The 26,122-nt window shown below is 45.6% G+C and carries 26 protein-coding genes; 10 read left to right on the top strand and 16 right to left on the bottom strand.

The genetic code is table 11. From position 1 onward, the window contains the following. Position 1: 1 nt before the first annotated feature. A complete protein-coding gene (locus TW81_RS16195; RefSeq protein WP_045956773.1) occupies positions 2–2,830 on the bottom strand; it encodes a xanthine dehydrogenase family protein molybdopterin-binding subunit in 2,829 nt (942 codons plus the stop codon). 361 nt (positions 2,831–3,191) lie between these two features. Here TW81_RS16195 and TW81_RS16190 point away from each other — a divergent pair, with 361 nt between their 5' ends. Further along, positions 3,192–4,535: an HD-GYP domain-containing protein gene (locus tag TW81_RS16190; protein ID WP_045956772.1), complete on the top strand. Its 1,344-nt coding sequence runs from the start codon at positions 3,192–3,194 to the stop codon at positions 4,533–4,535. Positions 4,536–4,606: 71 nt separating this feature from the next. Here TW81_RS16190 and TW81_RS16185 read toward each other — a convergent pair whose 3' ends face one another. Continuing rightward, positions 4,607–5,302 (bottom strand): VC0807 family protein, encoded by a 696-nt coding sequence (locus tag TW81_RS16185; protein ID WP_045956771.1) that lies wholly within the window; start codon positions 5,300–5,302, stop codon positions 4,607–4,609. A gap of 131 nt (positions 5,303–5,433) precedes the next feature. Beyond that, positions 5,434–5,910: a PaaI family thioesterase gene (locus TW81_RS16180; protein WP_045956770.1), complete on the bottom strand. Its 477-nt coding sequence runs from the start codon at positions 5,908–5,910 to the stop codon at positions 5,434–5,436. 231 nt (positions 5,911–6,141) lie between these two features. Between TW81_RS16180 and TW81_RS16175 the strand changes: the two genes are divergently transcribed. Beyond that, positions 6,142–6,636: a peptidylprolyl isomerase gene (locus TW81_RS16175; RefSeq protein ID WP_045956769.1), complete on the top strand. Its 495-nt coding sequence runs from the start codon at positions 6,142–6,144 to the stop codon at positions 6,634–6,636. A 16-nt stretch (positions 6,637–6,652) separates the two neighbouring features. Here the strand turns inward: TW81_RS16175 and TW81_RS16170 are convergent, their stop codons facing one another. Beyond that, positions 6,653–7,504, bottom strand: coding sequence for a DMT family transporter (locus TW81_RS16170; protein WP_045956768.1), 852 nt, complete (start codon positions 7,502–7,504; stop codon positions 6,653–6,655). A gap of 171 nt (positions 7,505–7,675) precedes the next feature. Between TW81_RS16170 and TW81_RS16165 the strand changes: the two genes are divergently transcribed. Further along, positions 7,676–8,017 (top strand): rhodanese-like domain-containing protein, encoded by a 342-nt coding sequence (locus TW81_RS16165; RefSeq protein ID WP_045956767.1) that lies wholly within the window; start codon positions 7,676–7,678, stop codon positions 8,015–8,017. A gap of 11 nt (positions 8,018–8,028) precedes the next feature. On the opposite strand, the gene TW81_RS16160 is transcribed toward TW81_RS16165, so the two are convergent. Continuing rightward, positions 8,029–8,517 carry a DUF1993 family protein gene (locus tag TW81_RS16160; RefSeq protein ID WP_045956766.1) on the bottom strand — a complete coding sequence of 163 codons (489 nt, stop codon included), beginning with the start codon at positions 8,515–8,517 and terminating at the stop codon, positions 8,029–8,031. Between the two features lie 4 nt (positions 8,518–8,521). Continuing rightward, a complete protein-coding gene (locus TW81_RS16155) occupies positions 8,522–9,610 on the bottom strand; it encodes a protein kinase family protein (RefSeq protein ID WP_045956765.1) in 1,089 nt (362 codons plus the stop codon). Positions 9,611–10,040: 430 nt separating this feature from the next. Here TW81_RS16155 and TW81_RS16150 point away from each other — a divergent pair, with 430 nt between their 5' ends. Next, entirely contained in the window at positions 10,041–11,744 is a 1,704-nt protein-coding gene (locus TW81_RS16150) for an ABC-F family ATP-binding cassette domain-containing protein (protein ID WP_045956764.1), read from the top strand. A gap of 59 nt (positions 11,745–11,803) precedes the next feature. Here TW81_RS16150 and TW81_RS16145 read toward each other — a convergent pair whose 3' ends face one another. Then, complete coding sequence (locus tag TW81_RS16145) at positions 11,804–13,420, bottom strand: NAD(P)/FAD-dependent oxidoreductase (RefSeq protein ID WP_045956763.1); 1,617 nt, start codon at positions 13,418–13,420, stop codon at positions 11,804–11,806. Positions 13,421–13,603: 183 nt separating this feature from the next. Between TW81_RS16145 and fdxA the strand changes: the two genes are divergently transcribed. Beyond that, the gene (gene fdxA / locus TW81_RS16140; RefSeq protein WP_045956762.1) at positions 13,604–13,927 is read left to right on the top strand and encodes a ferredoxin FdxA; all 324 of its coding nucleotides are present in this window, start codon (positions 13,604–13,606) and stop codon (positions 13,925–13,927) included. Positions 13,928–14,027: 100 nt separating this feature from the next. Beyond that, a complete protein-coding gene (locus TW81_RS16135) occupies positions 14,028–14,921 on the top strand; it encodes a LysR family transcriptional regulator (protein WP_045956761.1) in 894 nt (297 codons plus the stop codon). Between the two features lie 52 nt (positions 14,922–14,973). Here TW81_RS16135 and TW81_RS19460 read toward each other — a convergent pair whose 3' ends face one another. From TW81_RS19460 to ascB, 5 genes are all read right to left on the bottom strand, one after another. Beyond that, positions 14,974–15,126, bottom strand: a complete 153-nt coding sequence (locus TW81_RS19460) for a hypothetical protein (protein WP_204244008.1) — start codon at positions 15,124–15,126, stop codon at positions 14,974–14,976. 423 nt (positions 15,127–15,549) lie between these two features. Next, positions 15,550–17,442, bottom strand: a complete 1,893-nt coding sequence (locus tag TW81_RS16130; RefSeq protein ID WP_045956760.1) for a PhoX family protein — start codon at positions 17,440–17,442, stop codon at positions 15,550–15,552. 477 nt (positions 17,443–17,919) lie between these two features. Next, positions 17,920–18,753, bottom strand: a complete 834-nt coding sequence (locus TW81_RS16125) for an arginase family protein (protein WP_045956759.1) — start codon at positions 18,751–18,753, stop codon at positions 17,920–17,922. Between the two features lie 5 nt (positions 18,754–18,758). Further along, positions 18,759–19,484 carry an IclR family transcriptional regulator gene (locus TW81_RS16120; RefSeq protein WP_045956758.1) on the bottom strand — a complete coding sequence of 242 codons (726 nt, stop codon included), beginning with the start codon at positions 19,482–19,484 and terminating at the stop codon, positions 18,759–18,761. A 194-nt stretch (positions 19,485–19,678) separates the two neighbouring features. Next, on the bottom strand, positions 19,679–21,070 hold the full coding sequence (gene ascB, locus TW81_RS16115) for a 6-phospho-beta-glucosidase (protein WP_045956757.1): 1,392 nt from the start codon (positions 21,068–21,070) through the stop codon (positions 19,679–19,681). 203 nt (positions 21,071–21,273) lie between these two features. Between ascB and TW81_RS16110 the strand changes: the two genes are divergently transcribed. From TW81_RS16110 to TW81_RS16100, 3 genes are all read left to right on the top strand, one after another. After that, positions 21,274–21,693 carry a universal stress protein gene (locus TW81_RS16110; RefSeq protein WP_045956756.1) on the top strand — a complete coding sequence of 140 codons (420 nt, stop codon included), beginning with the start codon at positions 21,274–21,276 and terminating at the stop codon, positions 21,691–21,693. A gap of 301 nt (positions 21,694–21,994) precedes the next feature. Next, a complete protein-coding gene (locus TW81_RS16105; RefSeq protein WP_045956755.1) occupies positions 21,995–22,654 on the top strand; it encodes a nitroreductase family protein in 660 nt (219 codons plus the stop codon). 26 nt (positions 22,655–22,680) lie between these two features. Beyond that, on the top strand, positions 22,681–22,971 hold the full coding sequence (locus tag TW81_RS16100) for a putative quinol monooxygenase (protein WP_045956754.1): 291 nt from the start codon (positions 22,681–22,683) through the stop codon (positions 22,969–22,971). Between the two features lie 142 nt (positions 22,972–23,113). On the opposite strand, the gene TW81_RS16095 is transcribed toward TW81_RS16100, so the two are convergent. Beyond that, positions 23,114–23,527 (bottom strand): PaaI family thioesterase, encoded by a 414-nt coding sequence (locus tag TW81_RS16095; protein ID WP_045956753.1) that lies wholly within the window; start codon positions 23,525–23,527, stop codon positions 23,114–23,116. 61 nt (positions 23,528–23,588) lie between these two features. Between TW81_RS16095 and TW81_RS16090 the strand changes: the two genes are divergently transcribed. After that, positions 23,589–23,867, top strand: coding sequence for a DUF134 domain-containing protein (locus TW81_RS16090; RefSeq protein ID WP_045956752.1), 279 nt, complete (start codon positions 23,589–23,591; stop codon positions 23,865–23,867). Positions 23,868–23,871: 4 nt separating this feature from the next. On the opposite strand, the gene nqrM is transcribed toward TW81_RS16090, so the two are convergent. From nqrM to TW81_RS16075, 3 genes are all read right to left on the bottom strand, one after another. Beyond that, the gene (gene nqrM, locus TW81_RS16085; protein ID WP_045956751.1) at positions 23,872–24,078 is read right to left on the bottom strand and encodes a (Na+)-NQR maturation NqrM; all 207 of its coding nucleotides are present in this window, start codon (positions 24,076–24,078) and stop codon (positions 23,872–23,874) included. After that, entirely contained in the window at positions 24,078–24,569 is a 492-nt protein-coding gene (locus TW81_RS16080; protein WP_045956750.1) for a NifB/NifX family molybdenum-iron cluster-binding protein, read from the bottom strand. Before TW81_RS16080 ends, nqrM begins: the two co-directional genes overlap by 1 nt. A 233-nt stretch (positions 24,570–24,802) precedes the next feature. Beyond that, positions 24,803–25,939, bottom strand: a complete 1,137-nt coding sequence (locus TW81_RS16075; protein ID WP_045956749.1) for a glycerate kinase — start codon at positions 25,937–25,939, stop codon at positions 24,803–24,805. Positions 25,940–26,122: the final 183 nt, after the last annotated feature.

Here is a 26,122-nt window from a genome sequence, read left to right as displayed (position 1 = left end):
ATTAAAGTGCCTCTACAATATCTTTAGCTCTAACGGGCGTGTGGTAAAAACGGGTATTGGTTGCCTGATAGATCGCTTCAATCAAGGCGGGTACGACAGGGATCATGACCACTTCACCAATACCTTTGGCTGGGTCTGACTCTGACAATGGCGGTAGCAAGGTGTAGTTCATGTTCCATACACCGTTGTGCTGCGCCAGTGGCACCTGATAACGGTTAAGGTTCCACGTACCGTTGCCTGCGCCGTGTTCGTTTCTTGGTAAGTATTCATACAGTGCGTGGCCAACGCCCATGGTTAGACCGCCTTCAATCTGGCCTTCAACAAGCTGTTCGACGAGCACTTTACCTGGTTCTAGCCAAGTGTGAGTCGATAGAATTTCAACTTTGCCTGACGCTTTTTCTACCGCAATTTCAGCCAGCGTTGCACAAGGTGCATAGTAGGTTACCATCGCATTGTTAAGTTGAGTTTTTGGATAATCGACACTCTTACGCTCAATCACTTGGTAGCCAAAGCGGTTGGTTTTCACGTTGCGTGCTCCGATACCGCGTTTGACGGCAATTGCATCTAGCGGATAGCGTTGCAGCTCACCATTGATTTCGAATTCCGCAGAAGCCCATGCCCAGCGGTTAAACGCGTGCGTCATAACGCCAGTGATCATGCCATCAAGATGCGCTTTGCTCGCAAGCGTTGCCAAGTCAATCGGTGGGTAGCCTTTGATCGTTAAGCCTTGTTCGCTCCAGCGCGCTTCTGAAATATCTAAGAAGTCTGGAGTCGCTAATTCGCCGTTGAAGTAACGATTTCTCCAGATTTCAACCGCAGCAGGGAACAGTGTTTTTTCGAACAAGATACGCGCAGCTTGCTCTGTGGTCTGCGTTTGGTAGAAGCTCGACATACTTGCTGCTGTCGCCATTGAAACCACTGGTGTCCAACGTGGATTGTTAGACATTTCATCCTGGCGATCTTGCGAGATGATGTATGGGCTGTCAGTATCGAACAGTTCCATGGCATCAAACTCTTCTGTCACCGCCATTTCTACTTCGTCGGCGGCTGAGCCCAGGTATTTAGAGACAAGATTACCTTGCGACGTGTCGATACCTGTCCCCATTTCAACCGAACAAGTCTTAACGATGATCTTACCTTCAGGCGTTAGCTCCACACTGGAAGATGGCGCCGCGGCACCCGTACCGTAGTCTTTTGACACAATACCGAAACCCACCCCATAAAGTTTACCTGGGTTTTTAGCTTCAAAGGCTTGCTTAGCTGACTGACGATTGATCCAAGTCGGATGCTTCTCTGCCATTTCTAGCATTTCTACGTAGCGCATATCACCATTTGGTCGTGCACCTTGGGTATTACGTTCGCCTGGTTTCAGCGCGTTAATCTTACGCAGTTCAATTGGATCGATATCTAGCTCGGCTGCCGCTTCGTTAAACATCATTTCCATCGCTGACATCGACTGCAGTGTCCCGTAACCACGCATAGAACCAGCATGTGGTGTTTGCGAGGGGTAACATACGGCGGTGATGTCGTTACGAGGGATGTAGTAAACCCCTTGAAGCGCACTCGCACCAACCATAGTCACTGAACCAGAGAAGTTGATGCGGCCACCGCCGTCGACTTCCATATCCGATACCAAACCTGTGATTTTCTTGGTCTTTTTATCAAATGCCAGTTGATTGGCCATTTTGAAAGGATGACGTTTCAAACCGTACTGGAACTGCTCAAAACGGTCATTGGCAATACGTACTGGAGCTTTAGCAAACATCGACGCCAAAATGCCATAGTATGCAAATTGGGTGTGATCTTTCGCGCCAAAGCCACCACCGATATAAGGCGTATGAACCACTACATTTTTAATGTCGCTCGCGAGTGGACTCTTAGCGATAACGTGCCCTGCATGATAATAGAAATGCTGAGCTGACTGGCTAGAAATGACAATATGCAGAGTCTTAGCCGCGCGGTCATACCAGCCGTTATACGACTCTGGCTCAAAAGCCATGGGCTCAATTGATTGAGTCTGATAGGTACGGTCGAGCACAAACCAATCATCACGGTTCGCAACATCGTTTTGTAGCTGCTCGGCATAGTACATGCCACGCTTGCCATTATCTGCCATGCTGTTTTCAGCGTCTGGCCATACAGGGCGGCGTTCAACATAGTTCGGAAAGAACAGGCCATCTTGCAGAGTGCTGTAGTGGTCGGCTAAACCTAGTGGGCCCTCTTCGCGAACAATACGCCATGCTGCATATGGGTCTTTTGCGTCAGCAACAACCGCGGTTTGTTCGCCATACTGCACAACATCTTTGTTGAACTGAATACGGCCTTTCGCTTTGTTGAAGGCAGCAAATGAGTCAAACAGTAAAACGGCAATCTCTTGACCAAGATAATCAGGCGTTTTACCCTTTTCCAGCAGCATGTTACCGCCAAACTCTTCAATTAAATCAATATTATTTGCAGCTAAGTCTTCAGCGGTAATCACTTTGTATGGCTGAATGTCCGCAGGCAAGAATGAAATATCGAAGCCTAAGTACACGCGGTTGGCGATAGAAGCACGAATAATCAGTGCATGATGCTGTTCATTTGGCCAATCTGGCATGTCCACAGCGCGGTAATCGCGGCCATAGATTTTTTGTCCGGTCACTTTTTCGATGGCATCGAAACGAAAATTTGGTTTATTGTCCGTACTCCAATTAGCACGAATTTTTTCAATCGGATTATTTTCTGCGGCGTGGACGCTATTCATAAGCATCGGAGCGCTATAAATGGTGACACCACCAATCACGCACTGCTTCATAAACTTACGTCTTGAGCTATCGTATGGTAAAGACATTACTTCCCCTAGAACCAATGTGTTATATCTAATTATAAATGGCTGACATTAATTGATTTGATTATTAACAACACAACTATTAATTATGCGAATTGTTTCAAAGACAAAATCGGCCGCGCATTCTCTGTCAATACTAACCAATAGGTCAAGATCTCGATTAAAGCAAAGTGATCTCAAGCGATATTTGATTTCACGGCCCACAACGTTGCCCGGCCTCGATATAGAGTTACTAGTAAAACAAAGTATTACTTTGTTTTCTGCCAGTTTAAAAATTGAAGCAGGTCACTTGTATCATATGAGCCTTCAACTACGCTTTTAACAGTACGGCTGTTGAAAAATAATAATGCTAGGTGAGCAGGCCATGGACGCAATAAGAAATCAAAGTGACCCTTCGTTTTCAGTTGACTTAAAACACGCCCTTGTTTGGGTCGCGCGGGCACTTGATTATGTTGGTGTCGATGACATCCACCATAACCATAGAGTAGCGTATATTGCCTATGAGTGTTCAAAGCAGCTTCAGTGGGATGTTAAACAGCAAGAGTTTGCATTCTTTGCCGGGCTAATTCACGATTGTGGGGTGTCTCAAACCACAGAGCACACCGAACTCGTTGCCAAGCTAAACCCTGACCATGTTAAAGTTCACTGTATTGCCGGATTCCAAGCGCTAAATAGTTGTAATTTGCTGGCAAAATTCGCCCCGATCATTCTCCACCACCATACCCACTGGCAGCAGCTAGAACAAACTGAGCTGTCTTGTTTTGAGAAGGACATGGCCGCACTTATTTTTATTGCAGACAGGCTGGATTTTTTTCGCGCCGAGTGTGCAAACGTTAAACACCCAGATCTCATCACCCTCAAAAAGCATGACATCATTCGCTCTCTGAAGAAAAATTCGGGTTCTACCTTTCGCCCAGACTACGTCGACGCACTGTGTACACTGGTGGAAAAAGATGGCTTTTGGTTTGCAATGGAACCAGAAAATATCGAAGCGTTACCACTGGGTTTTAGTCACTTAGATTGGCTGCAAAAAGATCTCTCGCTGCATGATCTGGTTCAGCTCGGTCGATTCATTGCAGGTATTGTTGATGCTAAAAGCCCCTTTACTTACCAGCATTCTCGTAAAGTCGCCGAGCTGTGCCTCTACTTAGCAAAAGGGATGGCGCTGACCAAACGTACATCGCAAATGTTGTATGTGTCGGGGCTTGTCCATGATGTTGGAAAACTGCGTACTCCCGATGAGATTCTTCACAAGGAGGGGCCGCTGACCAGTGAAGAATACATCCATATAAAACGTCACACGATCGACACCGAAATTGCATTAAAAATGGTCTTTCCTTGTTCAAAAATCGGCGAGTGGGCATCAAATCATCATGAAAAACTCAATGGAAGTGGCTATCCATACAATAAAACTGACCAAGATTTAGACTTACCTTCACGAATTATTGCCGTTGCCGATATCTTTCAAGCACTATCTCAAAATCGCCCGTATCGTGAACGGCTAGAAGCCAAAGAAATACTAGAGATCATGTGGGCTATGGTGGAAAAAGGCGAACTTGACCACGCAGTGTTTGCTTATTTAGAGCAGAATATTGATGAGTGCTACGAGCTGTCGGTCAACGAAAATATCGATAACTCATTGCTCGATGCTCGGCATAAAAGCAGCCCCGAACCAGAAAGCCGTTTGAATCAGGACATAAAAGTGTAGAAAGGGGGCTCTATGTCCCCCTTCCTTTACATCTCTCTAAGTGTCAGCTAGCCAAAGCGGCTCACAACTTGTCACTTAACATGAAAAATCTGTTCAGTTTCCAATGACGTCATGGCTTTGATTTGTCGCCATAGATAATAAAAAATCCCAAACATCATCAACATGCTTGGAATAGCAATCATAGGGTAGCTGTATAACGTCATCTTACCCAGCTCTTCGTTGAACTCTGGGGTACCTGCTGGACTGGTCACAATCCAAGTCGCAAGGAAGTAGTTCATCGCTGACGAGAAGGCGAACGTGCTGGCGAACAGGTAATTTGATGACATCAGACAACGCTCAAATGCCTCTGTTTTGCCTTTCTCTTTTAGACGCTCTGTGATGACGGGAAGATTCAAAACGGTATCGTTAAGAATCATTTTCTGCATAAATGGGTAACGGGTAAACGTTGATCCTAATACCGCTAGGCCAATCAATCCTGGAATCAATGCTTCTTTAAGCGCTAACCAACGAGTATCTAGCTCTAGTAGACCAATTCCCCCGGTCAACAGGACGCTGACAAAACCCAGAGCTGCGATAAAGTTAAACTTTTTGTTACGGATGAGATCCATTCCACCGTACACAATGGGAAATAGCAAAGCGACAACAAGTGCCAGAGACGTTCCCAGATGTTCTTCACCACTAAATTTCATTAATATGAATGAAGGGATAAAAACGTTAAATAGGATCTCAAACAAGGGATTCGACTTTTTCGTCGTCGTGTTATTCATAATTTATACTGACTCTATATCTGTCGGCTGTGATTAAAATTCGAGGGGAAGTGTTCAACGCTTAGCATCAGATGTAAAGCGCTAAAGCCGCGAGTTGTGTAAGAACTTATGAAATATTGGCGTTTAAACGACTATCTCGCATTAAACCACTCATTTGGCACTTTAACTGCGATAACTTCTGCGCAGCAACATAACTCGCCTTGAGAGTGGAGCTCACACTCCAAAATCATCTTCTTCTCGCTGGTTTCAAGTACCTTGGCAGTTAAAGTCACCGTCGTATCAATCGCGACGGGTTTGAGAAAAGACACGTTGAGATTCCCAGTCGCATACCACACTGGCTCCCCCTGCCCCACCTTCTGACCATTGAGTTGATAGCCTTTGGCAATCGCCATACATACACAGTGACAATCAATGATAGTGGAAATCACCCCACCATTTAGAAAATGAGTCGGTCCAGCACAATGATGTGGCTTAGGTTCAAACTCGCAGCGCGCGTGGCTATCTGATTGCCAGTAACTCTTGAGCTGCAAACCAACGTCATTGTCTGCCCCGCAGCCAAAACAATGGTTATTCGGTAGTTGGTCTTGTATCGCAACTTGATCTGGCATCTTTAGCTCCTATTCGCGCACTTGTTCTCCACGCCCAAAGCGTAAAGAACTTAATTATTATCTTACAGTTATAGTCTAACCTCGCCGTTTGATTTACTGAATTGACGCCTTGATACCCAAAAGCTGGCCATGCTCACGTCTTTAAACTTTTGCTGATACTCCTGTTCTCTTTACTCGCAAAATCAAAACCTTGCTATAATCGTAGCCTTCCTTTGCTAATGAGTAATAACCATGATTATTTTATCCACCACCTATGGCGATATCGAAATTGAATTGAACATGGACAAAGCGCCTGTCAGCTCAAAGAACTTTTTGCGTTACTGCCATGAGGGGTTTTATGAAGGCACGATTTTTCATCGTGTTATCGATGGATTTATGATTCAAGCGGGCGGCCATACCGAAGATATGACTGAGAAAGAAACCCACGCACCGATTGCCAACGAGGCCAATCGAGGGCTTAAAAACAAAACAGGCACTATCGCTTTTGCTCGCACCGACGCTCCACACTCTGCAACCGCGCAGTTCTTTATTAACCTCGATGATAACGACTTCCTCGATCACACAGCGAAAACCAATCAAGGCTGGGGTTACGCGGTATTCGGTAAAGTGACTGCGGGTATGGACGTAGTTAACAATATCGGCAAAGCCATGACTGGCAGTAAAAAAGGCCACGATGATGTGCCACTTGATACAATCAAAATCGAAAAAGTGACCCTATCCGAGTAGCAAATTTATCGCCGTATTAATCCGCTTGCTTCGCTCTGGTCGCAAAAATCAGCGCTATGCCACCCAGCACTAGTAGCGATGAAATAACCGCAGTGGTAGTCACTGGTTCACCCAGTCCAACACTGCCAGCAATGAAGGCGATAACAGGGACTGCAAGTTGAGAAACGGAAGCTTGCAGTACCGAGATGTGTTTAACGACCTGATACCACAAAATATAGCCAAAGCCAGAAGCAAAAATACCCGACATTAGCGCCCACACTACTCCCTGTAAATGAATCGACTGGAATGAGATAAGCCAAGGGCTAGCAACTGCAGCTAAAACGCTCGCCAAGACAAAACCTTGAGTGATGGCAACCGATGCAACACTGCTTTTCCTGCCAAGCATGGTAAAAACGCCCCAGCAAACACCTGCCACCAACATCAGCGATGCAGCACTAACAGTCGGAGCCTGTGCAGAAGGCAGCATTAACAATACAAAACCCGACAAAGAGACAAGAATTCCAAGCAACTCTTTACCACTCAGCCGATTACCCGACAGTACGTGAAACGCCACTAACGTCAGTTGTACCACACCAAACAAAATCAAGGCGCCCGTCCCGGTACTCAACTGGGTGTAGGCAAAAGAAAAACACACCGCATAACCAAACAGAGAAAGCCCTGCCCACCAGCTATGCTTATCAGTTAAGAATGAAAAGTTCATCTGCCGACGAAAGCTTTGGATGATCACTAAAGTCAGTGCGCCAGAAACCAGTCTCAACCAGGTAAACGAGCCTGGATCTATCGCTTGGCTTGCCAGTGCGAATCGGCAAAAAAATGAGTTGGCGGCAAACGCGATCAATGCGATAACCAGAAGTGTAAGATTGTGCATAATTCTCCCTAATAGCTAACAGAGTGTAGTACTCAATGGCTGATTAGTGATAACGCTATTACTTCTGACTAAGACAATTTGGCTATATCTCCTGCCAAGCAATTTTGCCTTGATTTATTTCGCGACCACCGCGTATAAATGATTTGAACAAACCAAACTGAAGGGATAACGATGAAACGGTTGATACTTGTTGTGACGCTACTTGCGTCTTTTGGCCTCCCCGTCGCAGCATCTGAGCGTGCTGAAATCGGTTGGCAGTGGATTGAACAAGGCGCTATGGTGGTTGATGTGCGCACAGAGCAAGAATTTGCCGCGGGGCACTTAGATCAAGCGGTCAATTTCCCACTTTCGGAGCTAGAAAAACACTTCGCCCACATCGACAAAGATACCCAAATCGTTCTCTATTGCCGTAGTGGTAATCGCTCAGGCCAAGCCTACCAGTATTTAAAATCTCAAGGCTTTACTAACTTACACAATGCGGGTGGGCTAGGAGAAATACAGAATGCAAAATAGTGTACAACAGACTATTTGACCCAACTGAAGCCTGCAGGATAACTATGTAGACCATCGAAGTCACCTTTACTTAAAGGCACACCGTTGGCTCTGGCAATCGCGTAAACCATGCTGATATGAAACAGAATGTTGGGTACGATGTAGCAATGGATAAACTCAGACTCTTTCAGTTTGACCTCAGCAAAACCTGCCTTATCCACCAACATGTTACTGTCATCAAATTGTTGGTGGATAGAAGCCTCGCCTAACATATCTAGCGTGGCTTGTATCTGCTTCAGCACTGGCGCTTTGCCAGATTGATCTTCAAACAGTGACACTGGCTCGATACCATTCAAGGGGCAATAGCCACGCAAGGTGAAATTCGCTGCGATTTTGGCGTGCATTTCTAACGAAAACATATCTTCGCTCAACGACGACGAAAAAAGTTCATCGGGCACTTTTTGAACAATTTTCTTCAATTGAGTGAGGTATCTCAGGAAAAGTGACTGACTATCAACCATGTTACTACCCATTCAGTTGGTATTGGATAACTAAATCTAGCTTGCCACGATAAGCATCAATGAGCGCTTGCTGGGTTTTGCCTTGATTGTGGTAAAACAGACCCCCTTGCTGCTTTAGTTCAGCATAGTGCTCGGTGATTGTATTCAATACCGTTTCAACACGCTTAATGGTAATGGGTGTACAACTTTTTCCATCCAGATCATCTTCAATATCAAGAACATGAGAACGAAACATTTCTAGTTGAAACAAACTCTCTAGTTTAGTTTGGCTTTCAAGAGCTTGCTGGTAGGTATCAATCAACGCTTGCTTAGCCTGCATAACCGCCACGCTAGCTCCATTATTTTTTAACCATCTGAGCTGCTGTAGCAAAACTCGCAACGCTTCATGTTTCACGTTCTTGAACACGGCTAACGCCTCACTGTGCGAGAGCTCTTTGTCCAGTAACCAACCAGATAAAAAGCGCGTCTCAAAGCGCTCACAAAAATTAAACAGCGGTGCATCCAAACCATTACTATTGAGTTCGTTAAGCGGCTCAAATCGATACATGTAGCCAAAATCAAACAGCCACAACTTGTGCTGCTCATCAACAAGCAAATTGCCCGCACATAAATCCCATTCGAACAGACCGATTCGTTCACATGCCGATAAAGTCGAAAAAAGCTGTGAGAGCAGTGAACTCGACACTTGTTTCACTGGCTCACCTTCAATCCAGTCAGAGACAATGATGCCCAAATGGTAATCTGCGTACACAGTCGAAACTATGCATTCAAAATCTGCCGCGCTACTGGGATCATCCTTTTGCTGCTGAATATCGAAACGGCGCTGTACTTCGTTGAGAAAGGAATAGTGACCATCGAGATTGCTCACTCGCGCGGTAGGGCGTTTTTTCTTCAACGTATAGTCTCGGCCATCGACTCGAATGCGAAAAACTTCGGCTGTAAGACCACTGTTAAATGTCTCAACCACATAGTCACAGTCTGCTGTAGTTTGTGCTAGCTGCTCGGGAGATAACGGGCACGCTTGAAGCGAGCCTACAACTAAGTTTTCTCCACTTTGTTCAAACTGCTGCTGCGCTAACTGGCGTTGATTCATAACATGCTCCTGCTGGTCGTAACGAGAATGCCTACTTTATCAACAGTGAAGCACATCACCTCATCCCTAACTGTTTGATAACTAGGCTTAGGTCGTGGGTGGAGGCGATTGAGAGCATTGAAGCACTTTTAACTACCAGGGATGTACATTGCGGTATTAAGGGTTAGAATCTTATTTATCCAATCACCCAAAGTGGCGACACTTTACAACTAAACTAAGGAGGAACTTATGTCATTGTGGTGTTCAATCTACCCACGCTTGTTTGGCATTAAGGCGCGCTCAAGAGTTTTCGATATCGCGCTGCGATAATCTCGACTTGAGCGAAATTTAATTTACAGACGAATACCGTCACGAGTACCTTCCCTCAAGCTCGAAGAATTATTGTCAGCCCTGACAACGGCTTTTTACGCCCAAAATTCTTGAGAAAATTATGAGTACTTATTTAACTGCACAATCTTTAACCCTTGCTTACACATCCAATCCGCTTTTTAAAGATCTCTCTTTCACGCTCAATCGTGGTGATAAAGTTGGCCTCATTGGCCATAATGGCTGTCTGCTAAAACTACTCAATGGCCAATACGAACCAGGTGAAGGTCAAATAGCCAAAGCAAAACATTGCCTTATCAGCTACGTAGAACAACACCTTCCGACGCACCTTGAGAGTAAAAGTGTTTTGCAAGCTCTGGCGGAAACACTCAGTAGTGAGGAATATTGGCGCGCTGAGTTGGTGTTATCTGAGCTAGGTTTTTCTGACGCGCAGCGAGATATGCCCGTCGTCAATTGCAGTGGTGGTCAACAAATGAGATTGCTTATCGCAAGAGCGATCATCAATCAGCCCGACCTGCTGTTTTTAGATGAGCCAAGCAACCACTTAGACTTGCCCTCTTTACTGTGGCTAGAGCAGTTTCTCGCTCAATGGAAAGGCTCTTTTGTCTTGGTTTCTCACGATCAAACCTTACTTGATCGAGTGACAAACACGACATGGGTTATGCGAGATCAAGCGCTGCATCATTTTGCCCTGCCATGTTCGCAAGCAAGAGCTGCTTTAAAAGAGAAAGATCGGCAAGATAAAGCTCGCCATGCTAATGAGCAAAAGGAAATCGACCGGATAGAGAAAAGCGCTAAACGGCTCGCAACTTGGGGCAAAGTGTACGACAACGAAGATCTTGCACGCAAAGCAAAAACCATGTTCGCGAGGAAAGAACGCCTTGAAGATCAACAAACAGAACTGACAGAAGGCACACCTTGGCAGCTCAGACTGCAAGGAGAAGCCCTAGCGGCCAATCGACTGCTCGAAACAACGCCTTTCTCTGTTACGCCATTAGACAGTGATCTTCACCTGTTTTCTATGGCCGAAATGCGAGTGAAAAGTGGTGACCGAATCGCGGTGCTTGGCAGTAATGGCTGTGGTAAATCAACGCTGCTCAACCAGCTTTACCGCCACTACCAAATGGACTTGGCACTCAACCCATCAGTGACGTTTCATGACCGATGTAGACTAGGCTACTACGATCAATCACTCCAGCAACTCAAAGACACAGAGACGGTCAGCGAAGCACTTGAGTCGTTCTCGGCGGTGAATAGTGAAACCGCAAAGCGTGCCCTAATTAGTGCTGGTTTTGAATACACCAGACACAACCAACACGTTAAGTCGTTGAGCGGAGGTGAACGCGCTCGATTGCTGTTTATCGGTCTGACGTTGGCCAAGTATCACTTGCTGTTTCTCGATGAACCGACCAACCATTTGGATATGGAAGGCAAAGAGGAGCTTATCACCACGTTGAGTGAATTCGCAGGTGCGGCTTTATTAGTGAGCCACGATCGGAGCCTAATTGAGCAAAGCTGCAACCGCTTTTGGCTGATTGACAAAGGAGAGCTGACTGAATATCTCAGCGCAGAGGAGGTGTATCAGCAACTCTCGGATTTGAAGCATCACGCAACCTCGGGCGAGACTGAGCTGTCGATATCGAGTGATGAAATCGTGTCACTAAACGATGAGGAGCAACTATTGGAACGCTTGATTGAGTTAGAGATGCTGTTGGCCGCGGATTTACAACGCAAGCCCAAACATCAAAAACCAAATTTGCAGCAGCAATGGCGCGAGGAAATCGAAACCATCAGCAAGCAAATGTAAACGCAATAAAAAAGGCTCTGGTGTAGAAACACTAGAGCCTTTCATTTTATATCGAGTGATTATGCGTTTTCTAAATCAGCGACCATGGCTTTTGACAACGCTTCAGCGACTTTGATGCCGTCGATGCCTGCAGACAAGATCCCGCCAGCGTAGCCAGCTCCTTCACCCGCCGGGTAGAAGCCTTTCAAGTTGATGCTCTGGAAGTCTTTACCGCGCTTAATACACACTGGTGACGAGGTACGCGTTTCCACCCCCGTTAATAGCGCATCTTCGCTGGAAAAGCCTTTGATTTTCTTGTCAAACGCTGGAATCGCTTCGCGGATCGCTTCAATGGCGAACGCTGGCAATGCTTGCGAGATATCAGTGAGATGAATACCAGGAGTAAAAGACGGTTCAACATCACCGATTTCGCTTGGGGAGCGACCTTTCAAGAAATCGCCAACTTTTTGTGCGGGCGCATCGTAGGTCTCGCCGCCGAGTACATAGGCGCCAGACTCAAGCTTACGTTGCAACTCAATACCCGCCAACGGATGTTCTGGGTAATCACGTTCTGGATCAATCCCAACCACAATGGCAGCGTTTGCGTTACGTTCTGCACGCGAATACTGGCTCATACCATTGGTCACCACGCGATTCTCTTCTGATGTCGCGGCAACCACAGTACCGCCAGGACACATACAGAAGCTGTAAACCGTACGGCCATTCTTACAATGGTGCACCAGTTTGTAATCTGCGGCGCCAAGGATAGGGTTGCCGGCATTCGGACCAAAGCGGGCTTCATCAATCATCGCCTGCTTGTGTTCGATGCGGAAACCAACCGAAAATGGCTTAGCTTCCATATACACGCCGCGATCGTGCAGCATTTCGAACGTATCACGCGCACTGTGACCCACTGCGAGTACCACGTAGCGAGTTTTAATCTCTTCACCATTCGACAGAGTTAGACCGGTAATTTGCTCACCATCCATATGGATGTCATCAACACGAGTGCTAAAACGAATTTCACCACCCAGTTCGATGATTTTCGCGCGCATTTTTTCAATCATGGTCACCAATTTAAAGGTACCAATGTGCGGCTTACTTACATACAGGATCTCTTCTGGTGCGCCTGCAGCAACAAACTCAGTGATCACTTTACGACCATAAAAGTTGGGATCTTTAACTTGGCTGTAGAGTTTACCGTCCGAGAAGGTACCCGCGCCGCCCTCACCAAACTGCACGTTTGATTCAGTGTTTAAGGTACGCTTACGCCAGAAGCCGAACGTATCTTTGGTACGCTCACGTACCTCTTTACCTCGCTCAACAACAATCGGTTTAAAGCCACTTTGCGCCAGAATGAGTGCTGCGAATAGACCACATGGCCCAAAGCCAATCACCACAGGGCGCTCAGTGATGTTCTCTGGCGCTTTGGCGACAAACTTGTACTCCATGTCCGGAGTCTGTTTAACATGAGGATCACTGACGAACTGCTCAAGTAACTCGGCTTCGTTTTCTACAATCACGTCGAGCGTATAAATCAGCAGAATGTTGGCTTTCTTACGAGCATCGTAGCCACGTCTAAATATGTTGTAAGAGATAACTTGATCATCACTGATGCCAAGTTTCTTGGTGATAGCCGCCATTAGCGCCTCTTCCTCGTGATCAAGAGGAAGTTTGATTTCATTTAAACGTATCATTTTGATGTCTCGTATCGATAGGTGTCTTAGCCAAAACCGTTTGAGTGACGGTCAGCTCACAATGGCGCGCATTTTACGAGAATTTGAATTGTCTGTCATACTAAATCAAACATATTGAATTTTGGCTTGGGATGAGTATTATCCCCCTTTCTTTAAATTTGACTAACTTAAGAGCGGATCATCATGGCGTTTGTCGTAACGGATAACTGCATTCAATGTAAATATACTGACTGTGTCGCAGTATGCCCTGCAGATGCTTTCCACGAAGGGCCAAACTTTATGGTGATCAATCCAATCGAATGTATCGACTGCGGCTTATGCGTTGATGAGTGCGATGCTCACGCTATTTTCCAAGAAGATGAAGTTCCGGCGGATCAAAAGATTTACGTTGAACTGAATGCGGAACTTGCCGAGCTTTGGCCAGTGCAAACCGAAGTAAAACCTGCGATGGAAGAAGCCGAAAAGTGGAATGGCGTACCTGACAAGTTAGGTATGTTAGAGAAGTAAGTTTGTTGATCTGCCAACTGTAGTTTTACGCTTCTCTCTATCAGAAGTTCTTGTTATCACATACACTACTCATGATAATTTTTTGTTATGAGAAGATGCGATGATAAATCCAGCTTGGCTCAAAACCTTTGTCACTTTGGTTGATACAGGCCACTTCACCAAAACCGCTGAAAAGCTGTTTATGACTCAGCCCGGTGTCAGCCAACATATCAAAAAGCTCGAACAAGCTTGCGGCTACTCGCTGATTGAACGCTACAACAAAAGCTTCGAAGTCACTGAAGCTGGTCACAGCGTCTATCAATACGCACTGCATATCGAAAAGCAGGAATCAGATCTACTCAGCTCTCTCAACATGGAAGATCCGTATTCGGGTAGTGTTGCTATCTCTTGTTCAGGTTCACTCGCGCTGCTGCTCTATCCACACTTGCTAAATTTACAATGTAAATACTCTCAGCTCGTGACCAAGCTTGAAGCCGCGCCACATCAAAAAATCGTTACCGATGTGCTTTCTGGTGCGACCGATATCGGAATCGTCACTCATATTCCAGCCGATTCACGCTTTGATTCACAAATCTTAGGCAGCGAACCACTGTGTTTAATGCTGCCGAAAAGCCAAGCATCGCAACCAATCACGCAAACAAGGCTCAAACAACTAGGTCTGATTCAGCACCCAGATGCGATTCACTACTTGTCGCTCTATTTCTCTCAATGTGGTGATTCTGACTTAGAAAACATCAATATTGATGAGATACCTGTGAACGGTTACATCAATCAACTTAGCCAAATTTTGCTGCCCGTTGCCAAAGGGCTTGGGTTCACTGTGTTACCCAAAAGTGCGCTCGATTCATTTAGTGATAAATCTCGAATCGCGATCTTTGAACCAAGCAATAGCGTGATTGAAACCCTTTACTTTCTCACCAAGCGTCACCGTCAGTTACCGAAAAGGTTCGCAACCATAAAAACAGAGATCATCGAGCACTTTCAGCAACGCTAGAAAGCGAAAAAGGAGCACTCAGCTCCTTTTTCATCAACGTTGCCATCATTAATTATGCTTCAAGAACCTCTTCTCCAGAGAGTTCTGAAATCAGCAGTAAATCATCTTCATCAAGCTTCATGCCCAAAACCGGTAAACCGTGCTGAACAACCCAACAGAAGAAGAATACGAAAACGCCTAACGCGACTAAACCTAATGAAATCATAGCCAAACCTCCTCCTTTGCTATCCGAATGTATCGATAACTTGAAGATGTGACTACTTGAGAGGGATAAAGCAAAAAGCCTTGGAAAATACTTCGTTCTTATACGTTTTTAAACACTCTCAACGGAAAGATCGTTAAGTTTTGTGTCTCTATTTTCGTTGTGTCAGTTCGTATTCACTCGGGGAGTTTACTCGCGTCTCTACACCTTTAAGTTATTGGGATACTCTTTCAATATAGTGATAGCGTACCTAAGCCGCAACTAGATTGAGTGTTTCCGCGCCATAAGATCACAGTTTTTATGCTTAGATGCGCATAATTATCCAGTCAATAAATAACTTAGGGTCTACAGACGGAATTTCTGGTGGAACGCGGATATAAAAAAGCCCCAAATGTTGCCATTTGGGGCCCAAACGTCGTTGCTTGGTTATGCGCCGATCACACCGCCGTCTTCACGTGTAATCGCCATAATGGTTGAACGTGGTTTGCTGTTGCCACCAGCAGGGAAGTGAGAAGGTGCGCCACTTTCACCTGGATGCTGAACACCAACGAACATGGTTTTGTAATCTGGCGAGAAGGTAAGTCCTGTGATTTCACAAGCAACAGGCCCGGTCAAGAATCGACGTACTTCACCTGTCATTGGATCTCCACACAGCATCTGGTTATTGCCTTGCCCAGCAAAGTCACCCTTATTTGAGTAGTTGCCATCCGTTTGAATCCACAAACGACCAGCCGCATCAAAACCAATCCCATCTGGGCTATTAAACATATTGTCGGCATTGATATTCTCGCTACCTGCGTAGAGAGTACCCGGATGTACTTCTGGGTTACCCGCGATAAGGTAAAGATCCCATTCGAACCCATCACTGGTGTGATCGCCATTTTGTGGAACCCAACGCACGATCTGGCCGTAATGGTTTTCCTTACGTGGGTTAGGGCCGCCAACCGGCTGCCCCTCTTTCACGCCGCGATTTTTGTTGTTGGTCAAAGTACAGAATACATGTTTGTTATCTGGATGAACCGCAACCCACTCCGGGCGATCCATGGTCGTTGCACCGACCTGCGTTGCTGCACGGCGAGCAAAGATCATCACTTCACCTTGATCAGCAAAACCATTTTCTTTAGTCAGGCCATTTTTACCGTGGGTCAGTTCTAACCACTGACCCTTTCCTTTCAGCTCTTTGTCGTCCATTTCGAACTTAGCGACATACAGCGTCCCTTGCTCAAGCAGATCTCGGTTTGCTTGGTCATTCCCTGGTTGGTATTTGTTCTTAGACACAAACTTATACAGGTGCTCGCCTCGCTCATCATCACCAAGATAGACCACTACATGGCCGTCATCGTTGATCAGCAGCGCAGCGTTTTCATGCTTAAAGCGACCGAGCGCGGTACGCTTCAGCGGTGTAGAAGTCGGATCATTCGGATCGATTTCGACCACCCAACCAAAGCGGTGTGGTTCATTCGGGTGCTTGGCAACATCGAAACGCTCGTCACTGTCATGCCATTGGTACTTGCTCTGCGCCGCTTTGACACCGTAGCGTTTATGGTCTGCAGAAAGCTCCGCGCTACCGCTAGTTCCAAAGTAGCCGTTGAAGTTTTCTTCGCACGTTAAGTAAGTGCCCCATGGTGTTTGGCCATTAGCACAGTTATTAAATGTGCCGAGTGGTTTCATACCAGATGGGTCGAGTTCGGTTTTAACTAAGTCGTGCCCTGCCGCTGGGCCGGTCAACTTCATTTCGGTGTTTGCGGTAATACGGCGGTTAAGTTTGCCGTTCCTATCTAGCTTCCACTGACCGCCCGATTTAACGATTTCAAACACAGTCACACCATGGGCAGCTTGCGCTTTAACAACGTCATCAGCCGTCATCGCTTTACCGCCGTGATCGAACAGCAAGTCGTAGTTGGTGTACTCGTTGTTAACAGCAATAACAGCACGATTCTCAGAGAGTGGAAATAAACTCATACCGTCTGTGTTATCGCCAAACTGACGCATCTGCGCTTTAGAATTTTGCTTACCGCTTGGGTCAAATTCTGGCGCATCAGCGAAAATTGGATCACCCCAAGACAGCAACGGTGTTGCTTTGTAACCCTTAGGCACAATAAACGTATCGGCAGTAGACGCCGGAACCGCTTCAAAGTTTAGCAGTGAACTTTCACCTTTGGCGGCAAACGCTTTCGCAATAGGGTTGAGCGAAAGAAATGCGCTGGCACTCACTGCGGCTGTTCCAGCTAGGAAACGACGGCGAGATAGACGCGCATCGATCATTTGGCTGAATTCGGAATCCTGACTGTCACACTTATTGTCTGAAATCGGGCACATTGCTGACTCCTTGCTTGAGTAATAATTATATAAAATGCGGGGAAATCGTAGACGCCGAACGTGACATTTTGGTTAACTTACTGTTTCTTATTGATTAATAAAAAACGACAATGCTCCTTCAGTTACATGTCAAACTTATTAAAGTGCGCTATGGTTCACTTTTGCCTAATAGGGTATAGCGTACATACAAAAAAATGTGATCAAAACCCTAGATCTTTTCAGAATTGGGGTCTAAATTAATCCGTGTTCATGAGGAACTACATTTATATAAGCTCAATGACGAGCTGCATTGTTTCTAAGTGAGGGATTATCATGAAGAAAATGAGAAAAGCACAATTGCATCGCGTACGCATTCAGTACTGGAAAGAGTCGAACAAAGACGCAAGCAAAACATCTTAATGTGCTAACCCACCAAACTAAGCTGGCTTAACCGCCAGCTTTTGTGTTTCTAGGGTTTAAGATTTTCACCGTTCACCGCTAGGCGGCTCTGTCGCGATAGGGAAACATCTGGGTTAACTCATGCAGAATGCTTTGGGTCTGCTTAGAGTAAAGATGCTTATCTTTATATCCAACTAACTGAACTTGACGCACTTTGCCAGAAATCAGCAATTGACGAATCATGCGATTCACCATTTGGGTATCAAGTGCCAAACCACTTTCAATCCGCGAGTCGGGAGACAAGCACGACAAATCAATGCTGAAGATGATGTCGTCACAATGAGAAAGAAAATTGGCCAACTGATGCTTAACCTGTAAACGATGGCTGAAACCGCATTCGGCGAGCATCATCCAGTCACAGCCAAGATCTTCGGCATATTCCAATGTTCTATCGTCAAGAGCACTGGCATCAATGCCTAAACAAAATAAACGGCATTCATTGTAACGAGACAAAGCAAAGTGATAGGCACTGCCTTGTTCAATCTCCAATGAGGCTTTGATCTCGAACTGGCGGCCAATATTGATGATGCCTAACTCTCGACGCGCAGAATGCAGAAGTGGCAAACTCTGCAACACAGTCTCACAATTATTGGTCAATACAATAGGCAAGGCTTCGGAGCCCAAATAACGACTCAAGTGAAGTTGATATTTACCCGCAGGTTGACCAGATAGGTTGTAATGTCCACCATTGATCCATTGACTACCTTCAACATCCGCAACCCAATCGTACATCTCTTCTAAACTTTGGTTGGCCATTTCGAAGTCGACAAGTTTCAACGGTTTTAAGTGTTCACTGACACTCATCAATACCAAACGATGGGACAAAACACCGCTAACACTTTGCGTTTTATTACGTCGAAATAGGCCTAACATACCAATTACCTTTCTGGGGGCAATGCCCTTGCTGCTTGAAGAACGTGAAGAATTATCTTCTGCTGATTGATCTCTACTCGGTGCGCGGGCGCCATAACAGAAATGGCGCCAATCAATTTCGAGCCCTTCATTACTGGCGCACTAATGCCAGACACTCCGGGATCGATTTCGGATGTGCTCAGCGCATAACCTTGATTACGGATCTGCTCAAGCTCTTGATGCCACTGCTCTAACCTTTGCTGTTGACCAAAGTAGCGCAATATCTTTTCGCATCGCGAGATTGGCATATAAGCCAGCATCACCTTTGATGAGGCGCCCCGTAGCAGGGGTTGACTTTGACCCTGGACGTAGCTGCAACGAAGCGCCTGCATACTTTCCTTCCGGCTGACACAGAGGGCACGATAACCAACAGGCACCATATAGGCAGCCATTTCGCTGGTCTGTTTCTGTAAACGATTGAGCACCGCATCGACAGTATCTAAGTCGTGCTGACTCGTTTGATAACTGCGCATCAGCAGTAGCGCTGCCGGACCTATGATCAAGGTTTTGTCATTTGGACTCTCCTCGATCAGGTTCCACTCTTTGAGCAGTTTCAAATGCCGATATAAGCTGCTGATGGGCGTACCCAATTGCTCGCTGAGTTGCTTCGCTGTGACCGGCTCTTCATTGACAGCAACTTGCATTAATAACTGAAGAACTTTTTCGTTTACTTGCCCACTGTTCTGCTTCATGGAATTCACACTAATCTTGTATCGCTACCTTGAGGTCTCGATCAAACTATATTCTTACCCTGTAAGAATTAGTAATTAAAATTCACTCCATTTTCTCATATAACGAGAAACAACCCCTCTCTTTCCATGAACGAAAAACACGGTTATGGGATCCAGAAAAAACAACAGGAGCCGTTTGGCTCCTGTTGTTTTCGTTAAGCTTTTAATGATGCGCCGTTGCTGCGAATCACATCCTGATACCAGTAAAAACTCTTTTTCCGCTTGCGGGTTAAAGTACCACTGCCATCATCATGGCGATCGACATAGATGTAGCCATAGCGCTTACTCATCTCTGCGGTTGAGTTCGCCACTAAATCAATCGGTCCCCAACTGGTAAAGCCCATGAGATCAACACCATCTAATACCGCCTCTCGCGCCTGAACAAGATGATCATTGAGATAGGCAATCCGGTAGTCATCAATAATCTCGCCATTTTCATCTATTTCATCACGAGCGCCTAAACCATTTTCAACAATGAACAAGGGTTTCTGATAACGGTCATGCAGGAAGTTAAGCAGAATACGTAGACCTTTCGGGTCGATGAGCCAACCCCATTGGCTTTTTTCAAGGTACGGATTAGGCACGCTATCAATAATATTGCCGACCTCTTTTTGCTTGGGATCGGCGCTAGCACAGCCACTGGCGTAATAGCTGAACGAGATAAAATCGACACTTGCGCTGGCTAACTCTTCAATATCAGCGGGCTCCATTGCGATCTCAATACCTTGTTCTCTGAAGTAGCGCAGCATATAGCCCGGATATTGACCGCGTGTCTGAACATCACCAAAAAACAGCCATTTGTTGTTTTCGTGCATTGCCGCGATAACATCGTCGGGATTGCAGGTGTAAGGATAGTTGATCGCCCCTAACAGCATGTTGCCAATCTTGCCATCCGGAATGATTTGCTGGCACAGTTTGACGGCTTTGGCATTGGCCACCAACTGATGGTGAATTGCCTGATAAATAGCTTGCTCTGAAGCGTCTTCTTGTAACCCAACACCAGTAAATGGCGCATGCAATGACATGTTAATTTCATTAAATGTCAGCCACAGCTTGACCTTATTTTTGTAGCGTTCGAATACAGTACGTGCATAACGTTCAAAGAAAGTAATCAGTTCACGACTTCCCCACCCTCCGTAGTTTTCCACCAAGGCGTAAGGCATTTCATAATGAGAGAGCGTGACAAACGGCTGCATACCATGCTTGGCGAGTTCATCAAAAATTTTATCGTAATAAGCCAGTCCCGCCTCGTTAGGCTCTAGCTCATCACCATTTGGGAAAATGCGCGTCCAAGCGATTGAGAGACGTAAGCAGTTGAACCCCATCTCATTAAACAAAGCGATATCTTCTGGATAACGGTGGTAAAAATCGATCGCCAGATCTTTGATGCCATCAGTGCGCTCTTCACGAGATTGGTGTGGGCTGAGAATACCGTTGGGCAGCATATCTGATGTAGACAACCCTTTGTTATCTAGATTAAAAGATCCTTCAACTTGGTTGGCCGCAATTGCGCCCCCCCAAAGAAAATTACTGGGAAATGTGTTCATAATCGATTCCTAAATCCGCCTTGCTATCTGCCAATCATTGTAGGGAGAAAATAAGGAACAAATAAGGTCAAGTTGATGAATCTAGATTTCCCATTTTCTCTAGCATGATTTAGATAATTTTCATAAATTCGAGACCGTTACGACAACATTTCACCGATCTAGAGATTATGCTTATCTTAAGAGATTCAGAAGAGGACTCGATTATGAACTACCGACATATTCTGGTTGCCCTTGAGCTTGAAGAAGAGAGCAAAGCTCTGATAGACAGGGCCGTTTACCTAGCGAAATTGACCGATGCACAAATCTCTTTTGTTTATATTGATGGCTCACATGGGGAGATTTATCCCGAACTGATTGATTTGAAACAGACCCCCGATGAACATCCATTTGGCGAACACGCTGTTGAGCAGATCCTGGCATTTGAAGCGCATAGCCCGCTGGCAATAAAACAGATCTTGGTCGGCACGGGAGATCTGGCTGAAAAGCTCAAAGACACCGTTGCAGAGCACAACATTGATTTGCTGATCTGTGGGCATCACCATGATTTTTGGAGCAAAATCGTTTCGCACTCCAAGCATCTTATCGACAAATCACCGGTTGATATCCTCGTCGTCCCTATCTAACTGGCCTACCTAAAATACTGCAAGCCATGGTGAGAATGATCTTTGCTCGCCATGGTTACACAACACGCTACAGTCTGACTCTATTCCTCACCCAGCTCCGTTAATTATGGAATTTTTATTCCATAGTGATTGGAGATATCGGCTATTTTTCTCATTGAGCGAGTGAATTAAATTACCTCTATTGACAAGCACTACCGCGATTTCTCGATAACTGGGGCATGTTCCAATCACACGTTAATTGTTGACGCACCGAACATCAAACCCGATTGCATTGGTAAATTTTAGCTAGTTAGGAGCCAACATGACTCATCCAATCATCAAAGACTTAAATACTCGTTACACCGCCAAAAAATACGACGCAACAAAACGTATTTCGGCACAAGACATGATAGTGATCAAAGAAGCGATTCGCCTTTCCGCCTCTTCCATTAACTCTCAACCTTGGAAATTTATCGTTCTTGAGAGTGACGAAGCGAAACAACGTTTCCATGATAGTTTTGCCAACATGCATCAGTTTAACCAACCGCATGCCAAAGAAGCATCACACACCATTTTGTTTGCTCACAATCCTCGCTTTAGCAAAGAGCAGTACAAAAAAGTGGTCGATGCGGAAGTCACTTCAGGTCACCTGCCTGCCGAGCGTTACAACGACATGTTGAACGGTGCTTATGGCTTTGCTGAGTTCAACACCGATGAAACCGGCTTCAACGGCAACTGGACTAAAGCGCAAACCTACATTGCTGTTGGTAACACCTTGCATACGCTTGCACGTATGGGCATTGCATCGACACCGATGGAAGGTGTTGATCCTGAGCTTATTGGTGAAATATTCAAAGATGAATTGGAAGGCTATGTGTGTGATTTTGCACTAGCAATGGGCTATCACAAAGATGGCGAAGACTACAACCACGGCTTGCCAAAAGCACGTTTGCCAATCGATGACGTGATTACAACACTGTAAAATCCAGCAAATAGGTGACTCTCGCTATGACACAGTTGACCATAATTGCCAACATTATCGCCCAAGACACTCACGTAGCCATGGTAAAATCTGAGCTAATTAAATTGATCGATAAAACTCGGGCTGAGCAAGGGTGTATTAACTACGACTTGCACCAAGAGCAACAAAACCCAGCGCATTTCGTGTTTTACGAAAATTGGCATTCAGAAGCAGCACTAGAGACCCACCTGGCTAGCGAACACATCGCCAATTATTCAGCCGCGGTGGAGGGTGCGATTAAATCTTTTACCATGAATCGCATGACACAAATTGCCTAATCGATGCGCAACCACGCTCCCGATGTTTCACCTTAGAAATATCGGGGTATTGGTTTATATCTGACTTAAATAGACTTGTCTTGGACACCGCACTCAATGAAGTGATAGAGATGCCATATAGGTGTTTGGTAATCAGCGATGATCAAGCAGTACAGCGATGTTCCATAAACTTCGCTTCTGCAGTGGAATAACACTGACCATTAATAAAAATACTACTTTGCAACACATACAAACCTCGTTTGCTTTTCACACAATGAGCCTCAACCTGAATTAAAGTATGGAGAGGAACAGGTTTAATAAACCGAACATTAAGTTGTGCTGTCATTGCGCAGACATTGCGGGAAAATAAACAATGTGTCATCGCCGTATCATGTAGGGCAGAGATTGCTCCTCCTTGCATGACGCCTTGATAGCCTTGTACTTTTTCAGTTGCTACAATTTCCCCCAGCACTCCACCATCTGACATTACGCGAAATTGAATAACAGAATGTGAGTTGAAAAAGGGCTGACAGCATACTGCGCATTGCTGATGGTTGATGGGAGTGTGAATAAACATAAAATATCCTAGATTTTAGAATCTCATTCAACCTAAACAAATCAATAGAAAAGGGAATAAAGTGGCTAGACCCAAAATAGAGCGAAATATCTGCACCAGTGCGCCATACGAATGTTTTAAACCCAACGGCGTTCCACTTGCAAAGCTGGAAAAAATAGAACTATTAGCGGAAGAACTCGAAGCACTGCGTTTGGCTGATCTCGAATCACTGAGCCAATTGGACGCCGCGACTCGTATGGGAATATCGAGACAAACATTTGGCAATATTGTTAAAAGCGCACGAGCCAAAGTGGCGCAAAGTTTGGTTTATGGTCAAGCCTTGATGTTTGATCGTCAATAATCAGCTAAGAGCTTGGTAGATTTGGCTCTTGAATTTGGTAGAGTACACTCTGATGTTGTTCGCATGTTGTAACACAATTGCACTCCCTCTCGATTTCAATACTCGCGAGCCCACCGCAACTTCCTTGTATCGCTTGGCGTTTGAACATGACGCCTAATGTCATTAAGGCGATGGCAATCAGAAACACAATAAAGCTGACTAGATAGATCATTATCGCTCCTCAGCTGGCAGGGTAAGTTTCAAAACCTTAGCCAGACGGTTCATTGCTCTTGGTGAAAGCTTGTTCACAGAGGCTCGCTGGTTTGATGTTTCTTTGCTGGCTGACGATTTGGCACCATGACCCGAGCAGCAAGTTTTATTCTTCTTCGCCGACGGGCGAGCAAACTCAACTGTTGTTACCGCAGTCAATTGATCTACATCGAAACACTCCAGATCAAATCCTCTTGGGGCACTTAAGACACGTACATTGAGTTCAAACAAGGTGTTAAGCATATTCGTGCCAATTGAGCGCACGACGACTGCATCAACGTTATTGTCTTGCAAGACTTTGCGCCAATACTTCTTATGACCACAACACGCCGACGATTCAGGTAGATTTAAAGTTCGCTTCGTATGACTTTGGCTGTCCCAAAGCGTAATCTGAGGAGCTTTAGCGAAGTGATTGGAAAGAGAAGAGTCTCTGCTGGGAATGGCAAATAGCATAATGAGTACCTTAATCTGTGTGATATGGGTACTATAGAACCAATTATTGGCATATGCCAATAACAACAATTGAAAAATTAAGATCCATATAACGATAGTGGAGTGGCACACCACAAGATTAACGAATATACGCTGCTCAATATCTACAGTGACTGCCTAATTCCAAGCTATGATCGATGTTGCAAAAAAACGGCCGCTATTTAGCGACCGTTTACAGTGTAAAAAATACGAAATTACTTAAATGTCATTGCCAACGCAGCAGCGATGTTACGCGACGTCATTTCAACATTAAATGCCGCTTCTTTGAGAGCAGTCGGCAAATCAGTTGCCCCTAATACCACGCTATAAACCGCATCAAGACCGTGTTCATGGACCACTCGGCAATCTTTGGCAATACTGCCCGCAATACCAATCACAGGGAGATGATATTGTTTCGCGATGCGAGCGACACCAATTGGCGTTTTGCCGTGAATGGTCTGGCTATCGATACGACCTTCACCGGTAATAACTAAGTCTGCATCTTTAACTACTTCGGCTAAATTCACTGCGTCCATAACAATATTGATACCCGGGCGAAGGCTCGCGTCAAACAAACCGAGTAACGCGGCACCTAAACCACCAGCGGCGCCAGCACCCGCTTGGTCAATCACCTGCTTGCCATTGGTTTGGCGAATCACTTCTGCATAGTGAGCAAGGTTTTTGTCGAGCAGCTCAACCATCTCTGGGGTCGCGCCTTTTTGCGGGCCAAATACATGTGATGCCCCTTTAGCGCCACACAGTGGATTATCGACGTCACAAGCAACTTCCAACTTAATCTCAGCTAGGCGGCTATCTAATCCCGACAAATCGATACTGGCTAAGTTTTCCAGCGCGCCACCACCGTAGGCTAATTCGACGCCTTGTGCATCTGTTAAGCTTGCACCTAATGCCTGAGCCATACCGATACCACCGTCATTGGTCGCACTACCACCAATACCGACGATAATATGCTTAACACCCGCGTCTAATGCCGCCTTAACCAGTTCACCCGTACCGTAGGTTGTGGTTAGCAGTGGGTTGCGTTTTTCTGGCTCAACAAGGTGTAACCCTGATGCGGCCGCCATTTCAATCACAGCCGTAGAGCCGTCACCCAATAAACCGTAGAAGCCTTCAACGGGTTGTCCAAGCGGCCCAGTCACGGTCGCGGCGACAATTTGACCACCAGTCGCATCAACCAGTGATTGAACCGTCCCTTCACCGCCATCCGCCATCGGCAGCTTGATGAACTCGGCGTGTGGCATTATCTCTTTAAATCCATTTTCAATCGCAATTGCGACTTCCATCGCCGTCAAACTTTCTTTATACGAATCTGGAGCAATGACAATTTTCATCTTGAATCCTTAAACAAATAAACCAAACACACCGGCCAACGCACCTAGGGCTGTAACTTCTATCATTGTGTTGTGAATTCCAATGATTTTTACACTGTCTTAAGAGTAAAAGCTCAGCCCAACAAATTCTTTATGCAAAATGACAAATTTTAATCCACTTAGCACAAATCATTTTGTTTAATT

It is taken from the genome of Vibrio galatheae (genome assembly GCF_000967545.1).
GTDB lineage: Bacteria > Pseudomonadota > Gammaproteobacteria > Enterobacterales > Vibrionaceae > Vibrio > Vibrio galatheae.
This window is presented reverse-complemented; position numbering and strand designations above follow the sequence as displayed.

What these genes read in the sequence shown, in the direction of transcription:
- TW81_RS16195 (WP_045956773.1), bottom strand. Translation starts at nt 2,830, where the DNA reads ATGTCTTTACCATACGATAGCTCAAGACGTAAGTTTATGAAGCAGTGC.
- TW81_RS16190 (WP_045956772.1), top strand. Translation starts at nt 3,192, where the DNA reads ATGGACGCAATAAGAAATCAAAGTGACCCTTCGTTTTCAGTTGACTTA.
- TW81_RS16185 (WP_045956771.1), bottom strand. Translation starts at nt 5,302, where the DNA reads ATGAATAACACGACGACGAAAAAGTCGAATCCCTTGTTTGAGATCCTA.
- TW81_RS16180 (WP_045956770.1), bottom strand. Translation starts at nt 5,910, where the DNA reads ATGCCAGATCAAGTTGCGATACAAGACCAACTACCGAATAACCATTGT.
- TW81_RS16175 (WP_045956769.1), top strand. Translation starts at nt 6,142, where the DNA reads ATGATTATTTTATCCACCACCTATGGCGATATCGAAATTGAATTGAAC.
- TW81_RS16170 (WP_045956768.1), bottom strand. Translation starts at nt 7,504, where the DNA reads ATGCACAATCTTACACTTCTGGTTATCGCATTGATCGCGTTTGCCGCC.
- TW81_RS16165 (WP_045956767.1), top strand. Translation starts at nt 7,676, where the DNA reads ATGAAACGGTTGATACTTGTTGTGACGCTACTTGCGTCTTTTGGCCTC.
- TW81_RS16160 (WP_045956766.1), bottom strand. Translation starts at nt 8,517, where the DNA reads ATGGTTGATAGTCAGTCACTTTTCCTGAGATACCTCACTCAATTGAAG.
- TW81_RS16155 (WP_045956765.1), bottom strand. Translation starts at nt 9,610, where the DNA reads ATGAATCAACGCCAGTTAGCGCAGCAGCAGTTTGAACAAAGTGGAGAA.
- TW81_RS16150 (WP_045956764.1), top strand. Translation starts at nt 10,041, where the DNA reads ATGAGTACTTATTTAACTGCACAATCTTTAACCCTTGCTTACACATCC.
- TW81_RS16145 (WP_045956763.1), bottom strand. Translation starts at nt 13,420, where the DNA reads ATGATACGTTTAAATGAAATCAAACTTCCTCTTGATCACGAGGAAGAG.
- fdxA (WP_045956762.1), top strand. Translation starts at nt 13,604, where the DNA reads ATGGCGTTTGTCGTAACGGATAACTGCATTCAATGTAAATATACTGAC.
- TW81_RS16135 (WP_045956761.1), top strand. Translation starts at nt 14,028, where the DNA reads ATGATAAATCCAGCTTGGCTCAAAACCTTTGTCACTTTGGTTGATACA.
- TW81_RS19460 (WP_204244008.1), bottom strand. Translation starts at nt 15,126, where the DNA reads ATGATTTCATTAGGTTTAGTCGCGTTAGGCGTTTTCGTATTCTTCTTC.
- TW81_RS16130 (WP_045956760.1), bottom strand. Translation starts at nt 17,442, where the DNA reads ATGTGCCCGATTTCAGACAATAAGTGTGACAGTCAGGATTCCGAATTC.
- TW81_RS16125 (WP_045956759.1), bottom strand. Translation starts at nt 18,753, where the DNA reads ATGTTAGGCCTATTTCGACGTAATAAAACGCAAAGTGTTAGCGGTGTT.
- TW81_RS16120 (WP_045956758.1), bottom strand. Translation starts at nt 19,484, where the DNA reads ATGAAGCAGAACAGTGGGCAAGTAAACGAAAAAGTTCTTCAGTTATTA.
- ascB (WP_045956757.1), bottom strand. Translation starts at nt 21,070, where the DNA reads ATGAACACATTTCCCAGTAATTTTCTTTGGGGGGGCGCAATTGCGGCC.
- TW81_RS16110 (WP_045956756.1), top strand. Translation starts at nt 21,274, where the DNA reads ATGAACTACCGACATATTCTGGTTGCCCTTGAGCTTGAAGAAGAGAGC.
- TW81_RS16105 (WP_045956755.1), top strand. Translation starts at nt 21,995, where the DNA reads ATGACTCATCCAATCATCAAAGACTTAAATACTCGTTACACCGCCAAA.
- TW81_RS16100 (WP_045956754.1), top strand. Translation starts at nt 22,681, where the DNA reads ATGACACAGTTGACCATAATTGCCAACATTATCGCCCAAGACACTCAC.
- TW81_RS16095 (WP_045956753.1), bottom strand. Translation starts at nt 23,527, where the DNA reads ATGTTTATTCACACTCCCATCAACCATCAGCAATGCGCAGTATGCTGT.
- nqrM (WP_045956751.1), bottom strand. Translation starts at nt 24,078, where the DNA reads ATGATCTATCTAGTCAGCTTTATTGTGTTTCTGATTGCCATCGCCTTA.
- TW81_RS16080 (WP_045956750.1), bottom strand. Translation starts at nt 24,569, where the DNA reads ATGCTATTTGCCATTCCCAGCAGAGACTCTTCTCTTTCCAATCACTTC.
- TW81_RS16075 (WP_045956749.1), bottom strand. Translation starts at nt 25,939, where the DNA reads ATGAAAATTGTCATTGCTCCAGATTCGTATAAAGAAAGTTTGACGGCG.